Here is an 18,188-nt window from a genome sequence, read left to right as displayed (position 1 = left end):
AATTGCCTACTCTTATATAAAGGTTTTCGGCGATACCCTCTTACATTGTTGTTTACAAATATACTTTGTATTGGAAAAATACAAATGAGCGGTAGTTTTTTAAGGGGGTTGGGGGCTAGTTTTCATAAAGACAGCTAAAGGTTTACATTAGTTGGTCAGATTCAGATAGATACTTATTGCTAATGTATCATAGGCATTGAACAGGAGCGGAAATAAGCCGCATAAAAAAGCATCTGCTACCCTGGCCAGGGTAGCAGATGCTTTTTTATAAAATGAATACCAGAAACTATTTTATGATTTCGAGTTTCCTGCTCACGGGACCTTTATTGGTCTGTATATACAGGTTGTATATACCGGATGCTAAATAATCGGGTAGTTCCAATTTGTATGTAGTTCCGGATAGGGTAGTGCTTGCTTTATAAACGGATTGTCCTAAAGTATTGTACAGCACAATGTCTCCTGTTTTGACCCCTGCTAAAGCCTCAATAAATAAGACTTTACCATTATTCGGGTTAGGATAGATGTGTAGTAATTTTTCATTTTGGGTCAGCTCTTTAAGGCCGGTACCCACAATATATACGGTAGAGCTATCGAGTTTGTCATCACATATACTAAAGGTTTTTAGCTTGATGGTATAGACACCACCTGCGGCGTACGTGTGATTTGGGCTTATGGCATTGCTGACGGGTGTATTATCACCAAAATTCCACTCATAATTTACCACATTTTGTGCGTTCACTGCATTGAAGTTGAAGCCCATTGGTCCCGTAGCCAAGGCGAGGATACCATTGGTTGTAGGAGAATAACCGCTTTCTACGATCTCTACGGTATCAACTGTAAGACAACCCTGATTGCTGGTTACGTAAACGATATAGGTACCCGGATCTACCACGGTAATGGTTCTGGTCGTGGCACCGGTTGTCCAGTAATAATCACCACCGTTTTCGCCACCCGGACCGGCATCTAATACTTTGCTGCCACCGATACAGAAATTAGTACCGTTTGCCTCAAGGTTAACCGTCGGTCTGTTTCTGGTGATAATGTTTATCGTATCATGCGCAAAACAGCTGTATTGATTGGTTACCTTGACCGCATATGTTCCGGTTTGCCCTATGCTACGGGTAGCACCGGTCGTATTGTCATCCCATAAGAAAGTACTACCTGAGGGCTGTGTGCCCGGATCAAGTGTAATCGTGCTTCCGATCGTAATACAGGTATCCAGATCGTTGCCTAAAGCAACGGAAGGTAAGTCGCGTATGGTAGCGGTAACGGGCACGCGTGGACTTTCGCAACCGACCACCACCTGCCAGTTATATAGATAGTAATAATAGCTTGCTGTGGCACCACCGCTGTAGGCCGATGTGATAGAAGAAACACCAGGCAGGGTATAAGGATACGTAAAGCCTGTTGTGAGCTCCCTGATCAAGGAACTGACGCCCGTGGCTGCCATTACAACAAGGCGATGGCCGGTACCAACGGGAACGGTGAAGTTTAAGGGAATGGTATTTAATGTGCCGGCACTCGTTACAGTAACAGGGGCCGTCGCTGTTTGCAGCGTCGTTCCTGCCGCATTCTTTAGGGCAATTGTCACCGAACCGGTACCTGCAGTACCTGTTGGATAAACATCGACACTCGATAAAACAAAAGGACTAATCGCATTAAACATTAACCCTACATCACTAAACCCGGTATTGCCACTGGTGGATAGCGGTGTTGCTTTCCCCGTTGCCTGGTTGCCCGAACCGGCAGCCGCAGATACATAATAAGTAGTGGTCGCAGATAGCGATGGGGTGGTAAAGCTGGTGCCATTGCCTACTGCTACCGGATTGGTTGTATTCGTATACCATTTCAGGTTCAGGCCACCGGCTACACCAGCATTTAAAGTAAGGGCACCCGGACCACATCTTTCTGCAGCAGTCACCGTTGGCTGGGTTACATAGGCTACATGAATATTTTTGCTTGTAGAGTAGCAGTTTGAGCCACCGGTAATGATTCTGGCTCTGTATTGTGTTGCGGTACCGATCCCCGTTACGTCATAGTTAGGGGCATCACTACCCGGAATAGGCGTCCAGGTAGTACCATTGGTAGAATATTGCCATTCTAAGGCACCCGTTGCATAACCGGTAGCCGGAGATAAGTTCACTTGCGTCATCCCATTGCTACATATCGTGTCTAAAACTGCACTCGCCGTAAATACAGATGGCGTCAGGGTTGTATACAAGGTGTCATTAGACGGATGGCCGTCGGTAGTGCCGTTTGGTTGGGAAGTCCATATGACAAGGCTGTTTGCCCCGGCGTTTAAGTTGACAGTACCCATGCCAATAGTAGCGAAGCTGGAACCGCTGGGGGCAGTTGCCGGTACCAGTATGGTACCAATATAGGTCACGGGAGTTTGCAATACACCGTTTATCCGCCAGTTTATCTGGAATGTATTTACATTATTCACCCCGAAATTATTGATCGTAACCGCTACAGGTTGGATACCGGAGCAGTAATTACCGGTTGGGATGGTGACCATTGTCGGGCCAATATTATCATTTCCGGAAGGTGTTACTTCAAAAGCACCTATAGTCGGTACCGGCGTCCTCGGCATGCCCAGAATGTCGGTGCCCACGGTTGTCAGTACATTTGTTCCTGCCGCGATCAGGCTGGCGCTATTTGGAATGAAGTCTGATGTTGCGGGCGGCAGGTATTGCGGATTTGCCGCAGGCGAACCTACTTCAAATGTAGGATAGGCTGTTTGGAAGGCTGCTTGCGTAGTATAGTTTGTGGTATAGAAACCATAATACTGAGTACCGGCTTGTGTTGAATTGAGATAGAAATTATTCTTAGCGGCTGCCACAACACTGTTTAGCGCACTGTAATAAAAGCCATATTTAGAACCAAGGGTGCCGGAAGTAATCGAAACCAGGTTGTTTTTAACTTCTGTTCCTGTATTGGCTCCCGTTAGATAAATACCATACATACTGGAAGTTCCGGTAAGCGGTTTACTGATGTCTATCGTATTGTGGTAGTATAAGTTATACAGGGTTGCAGAGCCATAAATCCCATAAACAACACCGCCCTGAGTGATGTTGTAAATCGCATTATTATAGATTTTTACGGGAGCAGTGGCTGTTCCGTCAAAGAAATTGTAAATCCCGTAAAAACTATTTGTATTTGCGGCGGTACCCAGATAAGGAGAGTGAATTCTATTATTCCTGATTGTTAATGCATTAGGAGTGGCACAACTACTGTATATTCCGTAAAACGTAGAGGTATTTGTTTTCGTTGCCCTGTTGATGTCATTATTCTCGATAATATTGTTCGCACCCTCATAGATATACATCCCATAGAAATAAAAGTTTTCGATTTTATTGCCTCTGATAATGTTGTTATTATTGTCGCCATAAAGGGTCACACAGTAATAGGCTCCCCCGGCACCGGTTGTGCCTTTTATCTGGTTGTTTGCAATAAAACAGTTTGATCCGCAGGTTCCCACAGTTGTAGGAGAGCTGTTTGATGCGGTAAAGGTAATCCCTGCAGCGTTTGTACTGCTGGTGGTGGTTACAGCAGAGAGGTCGAAGACACACCTGGTTATTGAATCGTATACAGCACCGTTCGTGATCAGTGCGCCCCAACCATAGTCGGCGGCTAAGGCTACAAATTTCAAGCTATCTATCCTAGTGTATTTGGTGCCGGTCAAGGTCAGTAATTGTCTTTGGTTTATGTTATTCGCAAACTGAACCGTAGCTCCGTTACCATTGATACGCAGGGTGTTGGCGGCACTGGATCCCGAAATGTTACCCAAAGAAACGATTTCATTATACGGACCCGATCCTGCTACCACATTGGCTACAATCGGACCACACATGCCGTAGTTACTAAGATCATTTGTGAAATCTGTAAAATTATTATAGTTAGTGCCTGCTGTTGGCGACGCATTATTAATGGTGTACGTTCCGGCGAGCGATGCTTTCAGTACTCTTGTAATCGTATCATTGCCATTTGCAGTATCAGGAACCCCGTTGGGTAAGGTTGTCCAGGCTTTAAAGGGCACAGAGGCATTGGTAAAAGTATATGTACCCAATAAGACTTCTATTTCATTGATGCCCGTACCACCGAGGGTATCAAGCGGAGTCGTTACGGTAAACGGCGTTTGTGCCACACCGTTTAAGAGCCAGTTTACGGCTACGGTATTGATCACATTATGTCCCGAATTCTGCACTTTCACCTTAATCTGTTTCAGGCCCTGGCAAAAATTGAGGGGAGATGTTAACTGCGCCAGTGCGGCATTGTTATTGGCAAATATGGCCGGTTTAAAGGTCAGGCTGCCAATCCATCCCCTAGGATTATTGGTGGGGGCTGTTGTGGTATTAGGCGCTCCTCCGCCATAGCTGCTGCTGGGCCCCATGAGGAAATTGCAACCGCCACCGGAAAAGTTTTGTGCCGCAGACATCGTAAAGTAACGTTGCCCATCGGCAAATACAGCAATTCCATAAGTGGTATTGGCCGGTATGGTAAAGGAAATATTTGATAAAATAGGCTGTAAAATGCTGGTGGAGGAATTGGCTATACCGGTGAAAGTACCGCTGGCGGCCTGTGTCCATCCGTTGGCGACCGAAATCAGTCCCGGAGCGGCAGTAATAGGGGTCGGTTTATACCAAATAGAGGCGTTTAAGAGGCCGCTGCTCCCGGTCACGCCGGCTACATCTGTAATGATAACCGGATAGGGATTGGTATTCTGGAAATTGAAGGTTACCGTACCAGTTCCGTTATTATTGATAAAGGATGCTGCGGTACTGATGGTAACGCTTTGCGCACTTGAACGGCCTATTCCGAAAAGGAGGAAGAGGAAAACAAGTACTTTTTGGGTAAAGTTTGCATTCATGCTGTGAATTTGAATTGGGTTATTAAATGATTAATAAATTAGATTCCTTTTCATAGGAGTACAATTGTAACAGCAGCGGTAGGGATTCGTAGATTGGGAGATAAATATATTACATAATATTAACAATGTCAATTGGTTGATTGTTTTTTATGTACTTTTGCCGTTTCTATCGAGTGTTAGAGATATTGCTTTATTTATAAAAGAATAAAATATTATTTAAAAAAAATTTGGATATTTAAAATATAGTTATACCTTTGCACTCCCAAATATTAAAGGAAGTTTTTTGAATTATGTCACAACGCATTCGCATTAAATTGAAATCTTACGACCATAATTTGGTTGATAAGTCAGCAGAAAAAATCGTTAAGACGGTAAGAGGTACAGGAGCTGTAGTTACTGGTCCCATTCCTTTGCCAACTGACAAGAAAATATTTACCGTTTTGCGTTCACCGCACGTAAATAAAAAGGCAAGAGAGCAGTTTCAATTATGTACTCACAAGCGTCTTTTGGATATCTATACATCAAGCAGTAAGACTGTAGATGCATTGTCTAAATTAGATCTGCCTAGTGGAGTAGAAGTTGAAATCAAAGCATAACCTGCTGATTTTTTCAAAAAAAATAACATTAATAGCGAAAGCTTTGTTCTTTATACATAACTGAATAAACGGTTAATCCCTATCAGGGCATCAGATTTAAAATGCTGAAGCTACTAACAACTGAAACGGGCGCTTGACTAAGGGTGCTAGACAACGTTCTGGTTTTCCATTGAGCTATTAAAAACATAAAACAAAATGAGATTGAGAGATCTCTTGTAATAACGAAATAATAATTATCTCCAACAAATGAAAGGTATTATTGGCAAAAAAATCGGCATGACAAGTGTGTTCGAAGCTAATGGAAAGCAAGTTGCTTGCACCATTATCGAAGCCGGCCCTTGTGTTGTTACACAAAAGAAAACCGTTGAAACTGATGGTTACGAGTCGCTTCAAATAGCTTACGGTACACGTAAAGAAAAAAATACGCCGAAAGCTCTTCTAAATCACTTCGCAAAAGCAAACACAGATCCTAAATCTGTAGTGAAAGAAATTCGCAATTGCTCTATCGATAAACAAGTAGGTGAAACTATTACATGCGACATCTTCGCTGAAGGCGAAAAAGTTAGCGTTGTAGGAACGACCAAAGGTAAAGGTTTCCAAGGTGTTGTAAAACGTCATGGCTTTGCTGGGGTAGGTGGTGCGTCACATGGTCAACATGATCGTCAACGTGCACCGGGTTCTATTGGTGGATCTTCTTATCCAAGCCGCGTATTCAAAAATATGAGAATGGCGGGTCAAATGGGTGGTGACCGTGTTAAGGTTAAAGCTCTAAAAGTAATGAAAGTGTTTCCTGAACAAAACTATATCGTAGTTGCGGGTTCAGTTCCGGGTCACAATGGTTCCATCGTTTTAATTCAGAAATAATCATGCAAATCGAAGTATTAAATAGCAAAGGTGAAAAAACCGGTCGCTCGGTGGAATTACCAGAAGATATTTTCAATATCGAACCTAATGACCACGTAGTATATTTAGCTGTAAAGCAATACTTAGCTGCTCGTCGTTTAGGTACACACAAAACAAAAACACGTGCGGAAGTAAAAGGTTCCAGCCGTAAGTTACATCGTCAAAAAGGTACTGGTGGATCTCGTAAAGGTAACATCCGTAACCCATTATATAAAGGTGGTGGTACTATCAACGGTCCTTTACCTCACTCATACGATTTCAAATTGAACCGTAAAGTGAAAGATTTGGCTAAAATGTCTGCATTGACATATAAAGCTAAAGAAAACAGCATCGTTGTAGTAGAAGACATTAAAATTGATGCGCCAAGCACAAAACAAATGTTAGCACTATTGAACAGCCTGAAAATAGCAGATCAAAAATTGTTATTAGTAAATGCTGACTATGATGCAAACTTCTACTTAAGTGTTCGTAACATACCTAAAGTTAAAGCAAGTGTTTTAAGTGATATCAATACTTATGACATCTTAAATGCTAAAACATTAGTATTAACCGAAAGCGCTGCAAAAGTATTTACAGACGTAGCAGTAGAGGTAGAAGCGTAAGACTCAGGTCACGCATTAATTAAAATTAATTTTTGATTAGCAACAGCTAAAAAATAAATTCAATAACAATGAGACTTTCAGAAGTATTGGTTCGCCCGGTGATTACCGAAAAGGTTAATAGCCAAATGGAAAAACAAAACCGTTACACTTTCGTAGTGGATAAGCGTTCTAACAAGTTGGAAATTAAGGAAGCTGTACAAAATTTCTACAATGTAAAAGTTGGAGAAGTAAACACTATAGTTGTTCCTGCTAAAAACAAAAGTCGTTTCACAAAAGCCGGATATGTACAAGGACGTAAGTCTGCTTACAAGAAAGCGGTAGTTACACTTTTAGATGGTGAGACAATCGATTTGTTTTCATTCTAAGTATAAACAATAATTAACTATATAATTTGACGCTATTGGCTTTAGCCGCCAGATAATCAAATTACTAAATTTTCAGTAGAAAAATGGCTTTACGTAAATACAAACCAACCACGCCCGGTACTCGTTTCAGAGTAGGGAATGCGTTTGCAGAAATTACAACTGACAAACCGGAAAAGAGCTTATTGGACAGAAAAAACAGTTCTTCTGGCCGTAACTCTAAAGGTCGCATGACCGTTCGTAACATTGGTGGTGGTCACAAACAACACTATCGTATTGTTGACTTCAAACGCAACAAAAAAGATATTCCAGCTGTTGTAAAAACAATTGAATACGATCCAAATCGTACTGCGTTTATCGCTTTATTGGCTTATGCTGATGGTGAAAAACGTTATATCATTGCTCCTCAAGGACTTCAGGTTGGTACCACAATCATCAGTGGTGACAATGTAGCGCCAGAGGTAGGTAACGCTTTGCTGATGAAAAACATGCCATTAGGTACTGTAATTCACAACATCGAAATGCAACCTGGTAAAGGTGGTTCTATCGCTCGTTCTGCAGGTACTTATGCTCAATTAAGCGCTAAAGAAGATAAATATGCAATCTTAAAAATGCCATCCGGCGAATTGCGTAAAGTATTAAGCTCTTGTTATGCAACAGTAGGTGTAGTATCTAACAGCGATCACCAATTGGAATCAATGGGTAAAGCAGGTCGTAATCGTTGGAGAGGTTTACGTCCACGTGTAAGAGGTGTTGCGATGAACCCTGTAGATCACCCGATGGGTGGTGGTGAAGGTAAATCTTCCGGTGGTCATCCACGTAGCCGTACAGGTAAATATGCGAAAGGAGAGAAAACACGTAGCTTGACAAAAGATTCTAACCGTTTGATTATCCAACGCAGAAAGAAAAAGTAATTCATCATTATTAATCATAGATAAAATGGATCGGTAAGCTGTAAAGCTGCTCGGGTCAAATCATCAAAAAAACGCAACAATGGGTCGTTCAATTAAAAAAGGTCCTTATATTGACCATAACTTGGAACAAAAAGTTTTGGCTCAAAACGAGGCAGGTGCTAAAAGAACTGTTATTAAAACTTGGAGCCGTCGCTCTACTATCTCTCCGGATTTCGTAGGCCACACCTTCGCAGTACACAATGGTAACAAATTTATCCCTGTTTATGTTACCGAATATATGGTAGGTCATAAATTAGGCGAATTTGCACCGACACGTAACTTTAAAGGTCACGGTGGTGACAAGAAAAAGTAAGTAAAACACTTACAACAGTAATTAAATTTTTTTAGTAACCTTTTAAATCAAGTCCTCTAAGGATTTAAGGTATATGGAAGCAACAGCTCGTTTAAGAAACTATCCTACTTCGCCACGCAAAATGCGTTTGTTAGCAGACCTGGTTCGTGGTATGGCAGTAGAAAAAGCTTTAAGCATTTTAAAGTTCAGCACTAAGCATCCTTCAGTAGCATTAGAGAAATTATTATTAAGCGCTATTGATAACTGGAAACAAAAGAACCAAGGCCAGGATGTAGCAGATGCTAACTTAATTGTAAAAACAATATTTGTAGATGGTGGTCGTATGGTAAAACGTATGTTACCCGCTCCTCAAGGTCGTGCATATCGTGTACGCAAGCGCAGCAACCATGTAACACTCATTGTTGATAGCAAAGCAAACTAATTTAAAATATTTCAAATCCATAATAACTGAATAATGGGTCAAAAAGCAAATCCAATAGGTAATCGTTTAGGAATCATCCGAGGATGGGATTCTATGTGGTATAGCGATCAGAAACAATACGGTAAAAACTTAGTACAAGATCATAAGATCCGTACATATTTGAATGCCCGTATCAACAAAGGTGGTGTTTCTCGAATCGTTATCGAACGTACACTTGGTAAATTAATTATTACTATTCATACTTCTAAACCAGGTATCATTATTGGTAAAGGTGGCCAGGAAGTGGATAGAATTAAAGAAGAGCTGAAAAAATTAACCGCTAATGCTGATGTTCAAATCAACATTATGGAGATTCGTCGCCCTGAATTGGATGCACAAATCGTTGGGGAAACTATCGCTCGTCAAATTGAAGGTCGTGTAAGCTTCAAAAGAGCTATCAAAATGGCTATCGCTACAGCAATGCGCATGGGTGCCGAAGGTATCAAGGTGAAAGCTAGCGGCCGTTTAGGTGGTGCAGAGATCGCACGTTCTGAAGAAATGAAACAAGGCCGTACGCCATTGCATACCCTACGTATGGATATCGATTATGCTACCGTATATGCGATGACCGTTTATGGTAAAATTGGCTTGAAGGTTTGGATCTGTAAAGGTGAAGTTTTAGGTAAGAGAGAATTAAATCCAAATATCACTTCAGGATCTACTGACCGTCGTGGTGGTGGAGAGCGTAGTGAAGGTGGCCGTGGTGGTGACCGCAGACCAGGTGGTAATAACCGTGGTGGTGGTAACAACAACAACCGTGGTGGTGGCCGTGGCGGAGAAAGAACTCCTCGTCCAAACAAAGACTAAAGATTACATAGCGTGGTCAAACACGCTATTATTAACAATATAATTTTAGTATGCTCAGGTGGTTTAGGCTATAGTATTTGAATGGATGCCAACCCTGCACTGTCTGAATAAAATATAATAAAATGTTACAACCAAAAAGAGTTAAGCGTCGTAAACAGCATAAAGGCCGTATCAGAGGTAACGCACAACGTGGTGCTACTGTAGCATTTGGTTCATTCGGATTAAAAGCCTTAGAACCAAAATGGATTACCAATCGCCAGATCGAAGCTGCACGTCAAGCCATGACACGTCATATGAAGCGTGAAGGAACTGTTTGGATTCGTATTTTCCCTGACAAACCTATTACAGCAAAACCAGCTGAGGTACGTATGGGTAAAGGTAAAGGTAGTCTGGAATATTGGGCAGCTGTAGTAAAACCAGGAACTATCATGTTTGAAGTTGAAGGTGTTGCTATGGAATTAGCTAAATCCGCTATGGAATTGGCCGCTCAAAAATTGCCTATCAAAACTAAATTCGTTGTTCGTCACGATTATGCAGAAGCATAATTAAAACATAATGAATCTTGCTGTAAAGCATAGTTCTAACTTTTAAAAAATATTAAAAATGGCAAAGTCTAAAACAGTAGAAGACTATCGTTCATTAAGCGATGAGGCGTTGTTAGATAAGATTGGTGCTGAGACTGATCGTCTTAATAAATTAAAATTCAGCCACTCTGTTAACCCTGTTGAAAATCCAATGATCATCCGTGCGGTACGTCGTGGGATTGCGCAAATGAGAACAGAGCAACGCAAAAGACAATTAGGAAACTAAAAATATTTCGTCATCATGACAGCAGAAAGAAAAACGAGAAAAAGCCGTATAGGCTTAGTTACTAGCAACAAAATGGATAAAACAATCACTGTTGCAGTAGAGCGTAAGGTAAAACACCCTATCTACGGTAAGTTTTTGAAAAAAACTACTAAATTCCACGCTCACGACGATACAAACCAATGTGGTATCGGTGATACGGTACGCATCATGGAGACCCGTCCATTGAGCAAAACGAAATGTTGGAGATTAGTAGAAGTAATCGAAAAAGCAAAATAGTTTTACAGCGCGATCTTTATTCATCTGCATTCCTGAGTGTTGCAGCGCTGAAAAGATTTTAAACAATCCTCTTAAACAATGTTTATCTGGATTATCACATTAACAATTAAAGCGAACAGCTAAACATTTTTATAAAATGATACAGCAAGAATCAAGGCTAAAAGTAGCAGACAATAGTGGTGCAAAAGAAGTACTTTGTATCCGTGTATTAGGCAACTCCGGCCAGCAATATGCTTATGTAGGCGATCAGATTGTAGTTACTATTAAAGATGCTATACCGGCAGGTGGTGTCAAAAAAGGTACTGTGTCTAAAGCCGTAATCGTAAGAACAAAAAATAAATTACGTCGTAAAGATGGTTCTTACATCAGCTTCGATGAAAACGCAGTAGTATTATTAAACAATGCTGGTGACCCTCGTGGTACACGTATCTTCGGGCCCGTAGCCAGAGAATTGCGTGATAAAGGATACATGAAAATTGTTTCCTTAGCTCCTGAGGTTTTGTAAAAAATATTTCGTACCTTTGCCGCCCGTTGAACAAAGCGGCACTATAGAATTCGTTTAAAATGAAAACTAGATTCAAACCAAAATTCAATATCAAGAAAGGCGACCAGGTTGCAGTAATCGCAGGTGATGACAAAAGCCGCACTACTCCCCGTCAGGTATTGGCAGTATATCCGCTTAAAGGGCGTGTATTGGTAGAAGGTGTTAACATCATCACCAAACACATTAAACCTAGCGCCAAAAATCCACAAGGTGGTATCGTAAAAGAAGAGGCGCCTATTAATATTTCAAACGTTCAGTTGTGGGATGCAAAAGCAAAAGCACCTGTACGTGTAACGCGCGAACGTAAAGATGGTAAAACGGTTCGTATTTCTAAAAAAACTAGTCAAGCAATTTAATAATGAGTACTACATACACTCCTCGTCTTCAGAAAAAATATGCTGATGAAGTTAAATCAGCTTTGATGAAGAAATTCGGTTACAAAACCGTGATGCAAGTACCTAAATTGGTTAAGATCTGTCTTAACCAAGGTGTAAAAGGTTCTACATCTGATAAGAAATTAGTGGATGATGCCGTAAAAGAAATGACAATGATCGCTGGTCAAAAAGCGGTTCCTACATTATCTAAAAAGGATATCTCCAACTTTAAATTACGTAAAAACATGCCTATCGGTGCTCGCGTAACCTTACGTGGTGCTAATATGTTTGAATTTATGGATCGTTTGATCGCTATCTCTTTACCTCGTGTACGTGATTTTAAAGGGATCAACGATAAATCTTTTGATGGTCGTGGTAACTATACTTTCGGTGTTACAGAACAAATCATCTACCCTGAGATCGATATCGATAAAGTAAATCGTATCTCTGGTATGGATATCACTTTCGTAACTACTGCTAAGACTAATGAAGAAGCTTACGAATTATTAAAAGAGTTAGGTTTACCTTTCAAAAATATTAAAAAAGATAACAACTAATCATGGCTAGAGAATCAGTAAAAGCGCGTCAGCGCAAGCGTGAGAAAATGGTAGCTCAATTTGCAGAAAAACGTGCCGCTTTAAAAGCTGCAGGTGATTATGAAGGATTGGATAAATTACCAAAAAACGCTTCTCCTGTTCGTCTTAAAAATCGTTGTCAATTAACAGGTCGTCCTAAAGGTTACATGCGTCAATTCGGTATTGGTCGTGTTATCTTCCGCGAAATGGCATTGAATGGTTTGATACCAGGCGTTACTAAAGCTTCTTGGTAAGCATTTAGGCACTATCAAATGCAGTTATTTTGATAGTTTATTGAATTACATTAGACCTAAGTCCATCTTATAAAATGGTAACTAGCGTCAATTACTCAACTTAAAAATTATAGTTTAAAAATGGTAACAGATCCTATAGCAGATTTTTTAACGCGCATTCGTAATGCTCAAATGGCGAAACACCGTATCGTAGAAATCCCTGCCTCTAACTTGAAAAAAAGAATGACAGAGATTTTGTATGATAAAGGTTATATCTTAAAATACAAATTCGAAGACGATAACAAACAAGGTTTAATTAAGATCGCATTGAAATATGATGGTCAATCAAAAGAGCCTGTTATCCGTTCTCTGGAAAGAATTAGCCGTCCGGGTTTACGTCAATATGCTAAACCAACTGAAATTAAAAGAGTTAAAAACGGTTTAGGTATTGCAATCGTATCTACTTCTAAAGGTGTAATGACTGATAAAGAAGCGCGTAACAACAACGTAGGTGGTGAAGTATTGTGCCATATCTGGTAATACTTTTTCTAATATATTAAACGACCCGACAATTATTTGTCGGGTCGTTTTGCGTTAAGTCACTTGGGAGTATATTACTTCAAAATCACCTTAAATCCCACACTCTTAAGGGTGATCAGCGAAATGCGGGCTGACGCTTGAAAATAGGTCCTTATTTTGCGAATATACACATCCAAGTTCCGAGAGTTATAGAACGAATCATCGCCCCACACAGAAAGCAAAAGCTGCTTCCTGTTTATGATTTCTTCCGGACGTTGAAAGAGCAAAGACATCACCTCTACTTCCCGCTGGGAAAGTGAGAATATGCTGTCTCCCACCTGAAGGGTATATTGCTGCGAGGAAAAGATACAGTCCCCTAATATACGGTCAGCTGCAGGAGCTGCTGAGGCCGCTTGTTCCGATTGTTTCAACTGGTGCGCTATTCTGATCAATAGCTCGTCTATACTAAAAGGCTTCTTGATATAATCATTGGCGCCGGCATTAAATCCATCGATCACGTCCTGAGTAAGCCCTTTTGCCGTAAGGAAAATAATAGGAATAGTCGTATTAACGCTACGGACACGATGGGCAACACTGAATCCATCGATATGGGGGAGCATAACATCAAATATGCATAAATCCGGTTTGAATTTTTTTAATATTTCTAAAATATCCTTACCGTTTTCCAGGTGCAAGACCTCAAAACCTTTGAGATGAAGCATATCTACAATAATCTTAGCCATAGAACGCTCGTCCTCAATATACAGTATTCTTTTTCCTTCCACGTGTTATGTCTTATTTAAGGGTAATGTAATGATAAAGGAGGCACCGCCATCCGGAGCATCTGCAATGCTGATATGGCCCTTATGTGCAGTGATCACTTTTTGGGCGTAGGATAGGCCTAGGCCATGGCCTTTCACAAGATGGCCTTTGTCGGTCTGTATCCTATAGAATTTTTCAAATACCTTTTTCCGTTCTTTAGCAGCAATCCCCATGCCGTCATCGTCGATAATGATAGTAAGCATATTTCCGGCTACATAGGCCCTAAGGTGTATATATTGATCTCCGTATTTTATAGCATTATCGACAATATTCCCAATAGCATTTTCCAAATGTATACGATCTCCGGACAATTCCAGCTCTGGAATCGGCTGATCGATGATCAATTGCTTATTTTGTAAAGAGATGCTTGACTGGTATCTGCCGATCACCTGATCGATCAGATGCCCGAGCCGGATACTTGTTTTGTGAAAGCGGATAATCCCTTGATCCAGGTGTAACTGGTTCAGCACATCTAATACAAAAGATTCCAGACGTTTTAACTCATCACTGGCAATCGTAATGTACTCTTTGGTTTGTGCAATGTTTTCTTTAATGTCAAAGTGGTTGAAGGCCTCCAATGCCAATTGTGCCGTTGTAATCGGCGTCTTGAGCTCATGAGTGGTATTACTGATGAAATCATTTTTTTGAATGGTCAGTCTTTGTTGCGTGACGAGCGTCCTATAAGAAACAAATAGGGTTGCCGCACATAAGAGGAGTAAAAATATCGAGAATGCAAATTGCGTATGCAGTCTAGTACGCAGATACGGTTCATAATGACTCACGTAATACACTATTCCCGGAAAGAGTACATTGGCATTGTCGTCTTTAATAATGAGATCATTACTGTCTTTAGGCGTCTTGAACACACGTAATCCCTTAAACCGGAGGGCAATATTTTTGACCAGATCCTTATAGAGATTTACAGAGTCAATACCATTCAGCAGATTGAGATCTTCCATAATATTCCCCATTTCGCTTAAAGCCTGGTGAAGACCTGTCGTATCCTTTTGCGCCAGGGCAGAGTTCGTATGGATTGTCTGTCTAACCGTAACGGGTTTTGGATTTCCCGTCTTTTGTTTCCCGGCATGCTGATCGCTGATGAGGGTATAATTACGGTTAGGGGAAGAAAGGGCGCTCACCTGATCCCGTAGTATTTTTTGGATACTATCAGGGGCTTCTTCGATAGAACTATAGTATTGTATCTGTCCGGAATCTTGTTGTAGTACAGTATATTCCTGCTTTATGGTGATTGAATCGGCATGATCAATGAGTTTTGGGAGATGTTGCTCATTTAATTGCTGTAGTGCCTGCTGTATTTTGGTGATTTCCGGTATTAAAGGACGACTCTTTTCTTTTGCCACCGCAGCCTTATTCTGGCTGTTTTGTTCTATATATGCTTTGATCTGTTTTTTGAGGTGTTCGGTGGCATACTGCTGTACCAGATCATTGTATTGCGTTTTCAGGTCTTTACCCAGGTATTCCTTCTCTTGTCGGTAACTACTTTTCAGCCAAATGCCCAGAAATAAAGTCACGACAAGGAGCGTGAGCACCATGAGTACCGAAATGAATGTTAACCTGTTGTTGTTCTGCATATTATCAGAGTATGCAGCAAGTTAAGTCCTAAATATTTTTATCCGGTATATATTAACATTAATTAACTTGAAATAAAAAGAGCATAGGAAAGGATGCTAAAGAGCATTGACGCGCCGTCATTAGAAGGGTAAACCTATGCCCACATTAAGGTTGATATTTTTATTGCGCCATTGCCTGCTGCCAAAATCCACCTCATGCAGCACCCAGCCGCTATTTTGGGAAACATAGGGTTTTTTAATAGGGAAGGCCCAGTCTGCCCTCAAGACGAGGAATCCGCCGATATCTGCCCGAAGGCCGGCGCCCGTGCTCATGGCGATATCCTGCCATAATCGATTGAATGCAAAAGAAGCCCCCGGAAGGTTAGGATCTTTGTTGGCCAGCCATATATTGCCCGCATCGGCAAAAATAGCCCCGTTTAGGCCTATAGCCCCAGCAAAAAGCTGGATCATCTTAAACCGGTATTCTGCATTCCATTCTAATTTTATATCGCCGCTTTGGTCTATAAAAATGCGATCCTGGCTGTTTTGTGCCGCCGCATTATAATAACTGCCCGGGCCGAGGATGCGGGGTGCCCAACCGCGAATGCTGTACGCACCGCCAACGAAATATTGTTTTATGTAAGGAAGCGTTTTAGAATCTCCGTAAGGGATACCGATACCACCATACATACGGAAGACAAGTGTGGAATTATTCCTTTTAAAATATTGCCTCGCGTCAAAATCAAAACGAACATAGCTGGCATAATTAAAGGATAAACCTTTTCCGCGGATCGCCTTCGTTAGTCTATCCACTCCACCCATAAGCATACCGGCTTCTTCAAGCCCTAAGCGCAAATAGGTATGACGGTAGGGGAGGCGCCCTTCGGTATTATAAATAAATTCAACATTTTCACCTTCAATAAAATTTTCCTGGTAACTATTGCGAATCGCCTGTACCTGTTCCATACGCACCCGAAAGGAGTCTGAAATATTACCCAGATGTAAGGTATTGATAAATATAGGATTCACCTGCCAGGTAGTCCATGTATTGCGCCGCCATACATAACCCAGGCTACTGCTGATATTTCTGATGCGGAAGTAAGCAGGCCGATCCAGGTAATTGACGCCTATAGACATTACCGTTTTCGGACTGGCCGAGCGGTTATTGTCTATCGCAAAAGGAAGCAGGAATTTAGGGAAAATGATTTTTGCACTTGCACCTACATTCTGAGACATCAGGTAAAAGCGATCAAAAAAGGATTGTGCCGTATTCTTATTTTGATTCAGCTCAAAGCCATACATTCCCGATATAGAGAGCTGATTGGCTCCTCTAAACAGGTTTTTGTTGGTTACAGAGGCATTTACGGCACTACCTGCTACGTAGAGATCGCCTCCGGACAACTCGAAGTTTGTATTAAAATCATAAGGTTTTGCCGGGCTCAAAACGATATGTGCATTCAGTTCATTATGGTTGGCTATACTATCTTTATGATCCTGAATAAAGATACGGGCATAGTTGTAAATGCCCAGGTCATTGAGTTGCATCAAGGTATTGTCGTAATCCTGCTGCCGGTATAAAGCCTGCGGTTGCAAGAATATTTTTGACTTGATTATCCTGTTGCGAACCAGCGGTTTTTTATTTTTATAGCGAAAAGTAATGCCATCAATCACTTGCTCATATTTATAACCTTTACGCAGGTCTTCATTATCCTTATATTCGGGATAAACATAAATATTTTTATACGCATAGGTATTGAACGCAGTATAGTTTTCTTCTTCTTTGATAATGGCATTCACCGATACCGTAGGCCGGGTATTTTTTAGTTTTCCTGCCAGGATATTCGCAGCACTCTCGACAATACTCTTTTTATCCCGCAGCATTTTTGTTCCCGAAGTATCCAGTTCAAAAGCGATATTATCTGTATTGAATTTGTAAAAGCCCTGATTCTTCGCAAGGTTTACCATTTGGCTGCGTTCTGCAGACAATAAAGCATTAGAGTAGGGGATTGCTTTGTTTAATAAAGACTTGCTTCGCCATATAGGCAGCATGGTTGCGCCCAGTTGAGAAGTATCAATAGAGAAGGTAATTGTGTCAATTAAGAAACCCTCTTTTGTATTGACCTCATAATTGACTACTATTTCTTTTCCTTTTTTGGTATGCGTGGCATGAACAACTGCATTGAAATAGCCCTGATTACGCAACAGGCTTTGCATTTGCTTAATCGATAGGGGAATAGCCTTTTCATTAAATACGACCGGTTTTTCTACAATTCTGGAACGAATCTGGAAATTTGCCGTATCCTTTTGGAACTTCTTATAGCGTAGATTATACAGCCATACTTTGAAAGGCATTGAGCCGAAAAGATAGGTATTGTTTTGTTGTACAATGACACTTTTTAACGCGTCTTTTAAGGCACCTTTATCAGAATAAGTCTTGTCGGTATTTAGGGTGACCGTATTTTTTCTTAATAAATAAGTATCATCTTTAAAATGCTTTGTGGGACTACAGGAAAATAAGCTCAGCAACAGACACAAGCCATAAAAATAAAGGCTTGCCGTTCGCAATTTCCTGCGCTTAAAGATGAATGAAACGCTCAT

Annotated in this window: 20 protein-coding genes; 16 read left to right on the top strand and 4 right to left on the bottom strand. The window is 41.0% G+C overall.

Annotated elements, in window-relative coordinates; genetic code table 11:
• Nucleotides 1-286 precede the first annotated feature (286 nt).
• Nucleotides 287-4,870 (bottom strand): T9SS type A sorting domain-containing protein, encoded by a 4,584-nt coding sequence (locus tag DBR32_RS06185; protein WP_124635427.1) that lies wholly within the window; start codon nucleotides 4,868-4,870, stop codon nucleotides 287-289.
• 290 nt (nucleotides 4,871-5,160) lie between these two features.
• Between DBR32_RS06185 and rpsJ the strand changes: the two genes are divergently transcribed.
• The 16 genes from rpsJ to rpsH all read left to right on the top strand — a co-directional run bounded on the left by rpsJ (nucleotide 5,161) and on the right by rpsH (nucleotide 13,218).
• Nucleotides 5,161-5,466: a 30S ribosomal protein S10 gene (rpsJ, locus tag DBR32_RS06180; RefSeq protein WP_124635426.1), complete on the top strand. Its 306-nt coding sequence runs from the start codon at nucleotides 5,161-5,163 to the stop codon at nucleotides 5,464-5,466.
• Nucleotides 5,467-5,712: 246 nt separating this feature from the next.
• A complete protein-coding gene (rplC, locus tag DBR32_RS06175; protein WP_124635425.1) occupies nucleotides 5,713-6,330 on the top strand; it encodes a 50S ribosomal protein L3 in 618 nt (205 codons plus the stop codon).
• Nucleotides 6,331-6,332: 2 nt separating this feature from the next.
• Nucleotides 6,333-6,971 (top strand): 50S ribosomal protein L4, encoded by a 639-nt coding sequence (rplD, locus tag DBR32_RS06170; RefSeq protein ID WP_124635424.1) that lies wholly within the window; start codon nucleotides 6,333-6,335, stop codon nucleotides 6,969-6,971.
• A gap of 68 nt (nucleotides 6,972-7,039) precedes the next feature.
• Complete coding sequence (rplW, locus tag DBR32_RS06165) at nucleotides 7,040-7,336, top strand: 50S ribosomal protein L23 (protein WP_124635423.1); 297 nt, start codon at nucleotides 7,040-7,042, stop codon at nucleotides 7,334-7,336.
• An 83-nt stretch (nucleotides 7,337-7,419) separates the two neighbouring features.
• On the top strand, nucleotides 7,420-8,247 hold the full coding sequence (rplB, locus tag DBR32_RS06160) for a 50S ribosomal protein L2 (protein WP_124635422.1): 828 nt from the start codon (nucleotides 7,420-7,422) through the stop codon (nucleotides 8,245-8,247).
• 79 nt (nucleotides 8,248-8,326) lie between these two features.
• A complete protein-coding gene (rpsS, locus tag DBR32_RS06155) occupies nucleotides 8,327-8,599 on the top strand; it encodes a 30S ribosomal protein S19 (protein WP_124635421.1) in 273 nt (90 codons plus the stop codon).
• 73 nt (nucleotides 8,600-8,672) lie between these two features.
• Entirely contained in the window at nucleotides 8,673-9,020 is a 348-nt protein-coding gene (gene rplV, locus DBR32_RS06150) for a 50S ribosomal protein L22 (RefSeq protein ID WP_124635420.1), read from the top strand.
• Nucleotides 9,021-9,053: 33 nt separating this feature from the next.
• Complete coding sequence (rpsC, locus tag DBR32_RS06145; RefSeq protein WP_124635419.1) at nucleotides 9,054-9,866, top strand: 30S ribosomal protein S3; 813 nt, start codon at nucleotides 9,054-9,056, stop codon at nucleotides 9,864-9,866.
• Between the two features lie 122 nt (nucleotides 9,867-9,988).
• Nucleotides 9,989-10,411 (top strand): 50S ribosomal protein L16, encoded by a 423-nt coding sequence (gene rplP / locus DBR32_RS06140; protein WP_124635418.1) that lies wholly within the window; start codon nucleotides 9,989-9,991, stop codon nucleotides 10,409-10,411.
• Nucleotides 10,412-10,469: 58 nt separating this feature from the next.
• The gene (gene rpmC / locus DBR32_RS06135) at nucleotides 10,470-10,676 is read left to right on the top strand and encodes a 50S ribosomal protein L29 (RefSeq protein ID WP_124635417.1); all 207 of its coding nucleotides are present in this window, start codon (nucleotides 10,470-10,472) and stop codon (nucleotides 10,674-10,676) included.
• Nucleotides 10,677-10,691: 15 nt separating this feature from the next.
• A complete protein-coding gene (rpsQ, locus tag DBR32_RS06130) occupies nucleotides 10,692-10,952 on the top strand; it encodes a 30S ribosomal protein S17 (RefSeq protein WP_124635416.1) in 261 nt (86 codons plus the stop codon).
• A 136-nt stretch (nucleotides 10,953-11,088) separates the two neighbouring features.
• Nucleotides 11,089-11,457 carry a 50S ribosomal protein L14 gene (gene rplN, locus DBR32_RS06125; RefSeq protein ID WP_124635415.1) on the top strand — a complete coding sequence of 123 codons (369 nt, stop codon included), beginning with the start codon at nucleotides 11,089-11,091 and terminating at the stop codon, nucleotides 11,455-11,457.
• 59 nt (nucleotides 11,458-11,516) lie between these two features.
• Nucleotides 11,517-11,852: a 50S ribosomal protein L24 gene (gene rplX / locus DBR32_RS06120; protein ID WP_124635414.1), complete on the top strand. Its 336-nt coding sequence runs from the start codon at nucleotides 11,517-11,519 to the stop codon at nucleotides 11,850-11,852.
• Nucleotides 11,853-11,854: 2 nt separating this feature from the next.
• Nucleotides 11,855-12,427 (top strand): 50S ribosomal protein L5, encoded by a 573-nt coding sequence (gene rplE / locus DBR32_RS06115; RefSeq protein WP_124635413.1) that lies wholly within the window; start codon nucleotides 11,855-11,857, stop codon nucleotides 12,425-12,427.
• 2 nt (nucleotides 12,428-12,429) lie between these two features.
• Nucleotides 12,430-12,699 carry a 30S ribosomal protein S14 gene (rpsN, locus tag DBR32_RS06110; protein ID WP_124635412.1) on the top strand — a complete coding sequence of 90 codons (270 nt, stop codon included), beginning with the start codon at nucleotides 12,430-12,432 and terminating at the stop codon, nucleotides 12,697-12,699.
• A 120-nt stretch (nucleotides 12,700-12,819) separates the two neighbouring features.
• Nucleotides 12,820-13,218, top strand: a complete 399-nt coding sequence (gene rpsH, locus DBR32_RS06105; protein ID WP_124635411.1) for a 30S ribosomal protein S8 — start codon at nucleotides 12,820-12,822, stop codon at nucleotides 13,216-13,218.
• A 74-nt stretch (nucleotides 13,219-13,292) separates the two neighbouring features.
• Here rpsH and DBR32_RS06100 read toward each other — a convergent pair whose 3' ends face one another.
• From DBR32_RS06100 to DBR32_RS06090, 3 genes are all read right to left on the bottom strand, one after another.
• Nucleotides 13,293-13,982, bottom strand: a complete 690-nt coding sequence (locus tag DBR32_RS06100) for a response regulator transcription factor (protein WP_124635410.1) — start codon at nucleotides 13,980-13,982, stop codon at nucleotides 13,293-13,295.
• A 3-nt stretch (nucleotides 13,983-13,985) separates the two neighbouring features.
• Nucleotides 13,986-15,611 (bottom strand): sensor histidine kinase KdpD, encoded by a 1,626-nt coding sequence (locus tag DBR32_RS06095; RefSeq protein WP_124635409.1) that lies wholly within the window; start codon nucleotides 15,609-15,611, stop codon nucleotides 13,986-13,988.
• A gap of 120 nt (nucleotides 15,612-15,731) precedes the next feature.
• A complete protein-coding gene (locus DBR32_RS06090) occupies nucleotides 15,732-18,188 on the bottom strand; it encodes a BamA/TamA family outer membrane protein (protein WP_124635408.1) in 2,457 nt (818 codons plus the stop codon).

The sequence above is a fragment of the Taibaiella sp. KBW10 genome (assembly GCF_003852495.1).
Classification (GTDB): Bacteria; Bacteroidota; Bacteroidia; order Chitinophagales; family Chitinophagaceae; genus Edaphocola.
Note: the sequence above shows the minus strand (reverse complement) of the source record. Positions and strands in the feature narration are given on the sequence as shown.

Bases quoted from the DNA above. Each gene is read 5' to 3' on its own strand.
- rpsC (WP_124635419.1), top strand. From the start codon at position 9,054: ATGGGTCAAAAAGCAAATCCAATAGGTAATCGTTTAGGAATCATCCGA.
- rplX (WP_124635414.1), top strand. From the start codon at position 11,517: ATGAAAACTAGATTCAAACCAAAATTCAATATCAAGAAAGGCGACCAG.
- rplW (WP_124635423.1), top strand. From the start codon at position 7,040: ATGAGACTTTCAGAAGTATTGGTTCGCCCGGTGATTACCGAAAAGGTT.
- rplE (WP_124635413.1), top strand. From the start codon at position 11,855: ATGAGTACTACATACACTCCTCGTCTTCAGAAAAAATATGCTGATGAA.
- rplC (WP_124635425.1), top strand. From the start codon at position 5,713: ATGAAAGGTATTATTGGCAAAAAAATCGGCATGACAAGTGTGTTCGAA.
- DBR32_RS06090 (WP_124635408.1), bottom strand. From the start codon at position 18,188: ATGAGCGTTTCATTCATCTTTAAGCGCAGGAAATTGCGAACGGCAAGC.
- rpsH (WP_124635411.1), top strand. From the start codon at position 12,820: ATGGTAACAGATCCTATAGCAGATTTTTTAACGCGCATTCGTAATGCT.
- rplP (WP_124635418.1), top strand. From the start codon at position 9,989: ATGTTACAACCAAAAAGAGTTAAGCGTCGTAAACAGCATAAAGGCCGT.
- rpsS (WP_124635421.1), top strand. From the start codon at position 8,327: ATGGGTCGTTCAATTAAAAAAGGTCCTTATATTGACCATAACTTGGAA.
- rplB (WP_124635422.1), top strand. From the start codon at position 7,420: ATGGCTTTACGTAAATACAAACCAACCACGCCCGGTACTCGTTTCAGA.
- rplD (WP_124635424.1), top strand. From the start codon at position 6,333: ATGCAAATCGAAGTATTAAATAGCAAAGGTGAAAAAACCGGTCGCTCG.
- rplN (WP_124635415.1), top strand. From the start codon at position 11,089: ATGATACAGCAAGAATCAAGGCTAAAAGTAGCAGACAATAGTGGTGCA.
- rplV (WP_124635420.1), top strand. From the start codon at position 8,673: ATGGAAGCAACAGCTCGTTTAAGAAACTATCCTACTTCGCCACGCAAA.
- rpsN (WP_124635412.1), top strand. From the start codon at position 12,430: ATGGCTAGAGAATCAGTAAAAGCGCGTCAGCGCAAGCGTGAGAAAATG.
- DBR32_RS06095 (WP_124635409.1), bottom strand. From the start codon at position 15,611: ATGCAGAACAACAACAGGTTAACATTCATTTCGGTACTCATGGTGCTC.
- rpsQ (WP_124635416.1), top strand. From the start codon at position 10,692: ATGACAGCAGAAAGAAAAACGAGAAAAAGCCGTATAGGCTTAGTTACT.
- rpmC (WP_124635417.1), top strand. From the start codon at position 10,470: ATGGCAAAGTCTAAAACAGTAGAAGACTATCGTTCATTAAGCGATGAG.
- DBR32_RS06185 (WP_124635427.1), bottom strand. From the start codon at position 4,870: ATGAATGCAAACTTTACCCAAAAAGTACTTGTTTTCCTCTTCCTCCTT.
- rpsJ (WP_124635426.1), top strand. From the start codon at position 5,161: ATGTCACAACGCATTCGCATTAAATTGAAATCTTACGACCATAATTTG.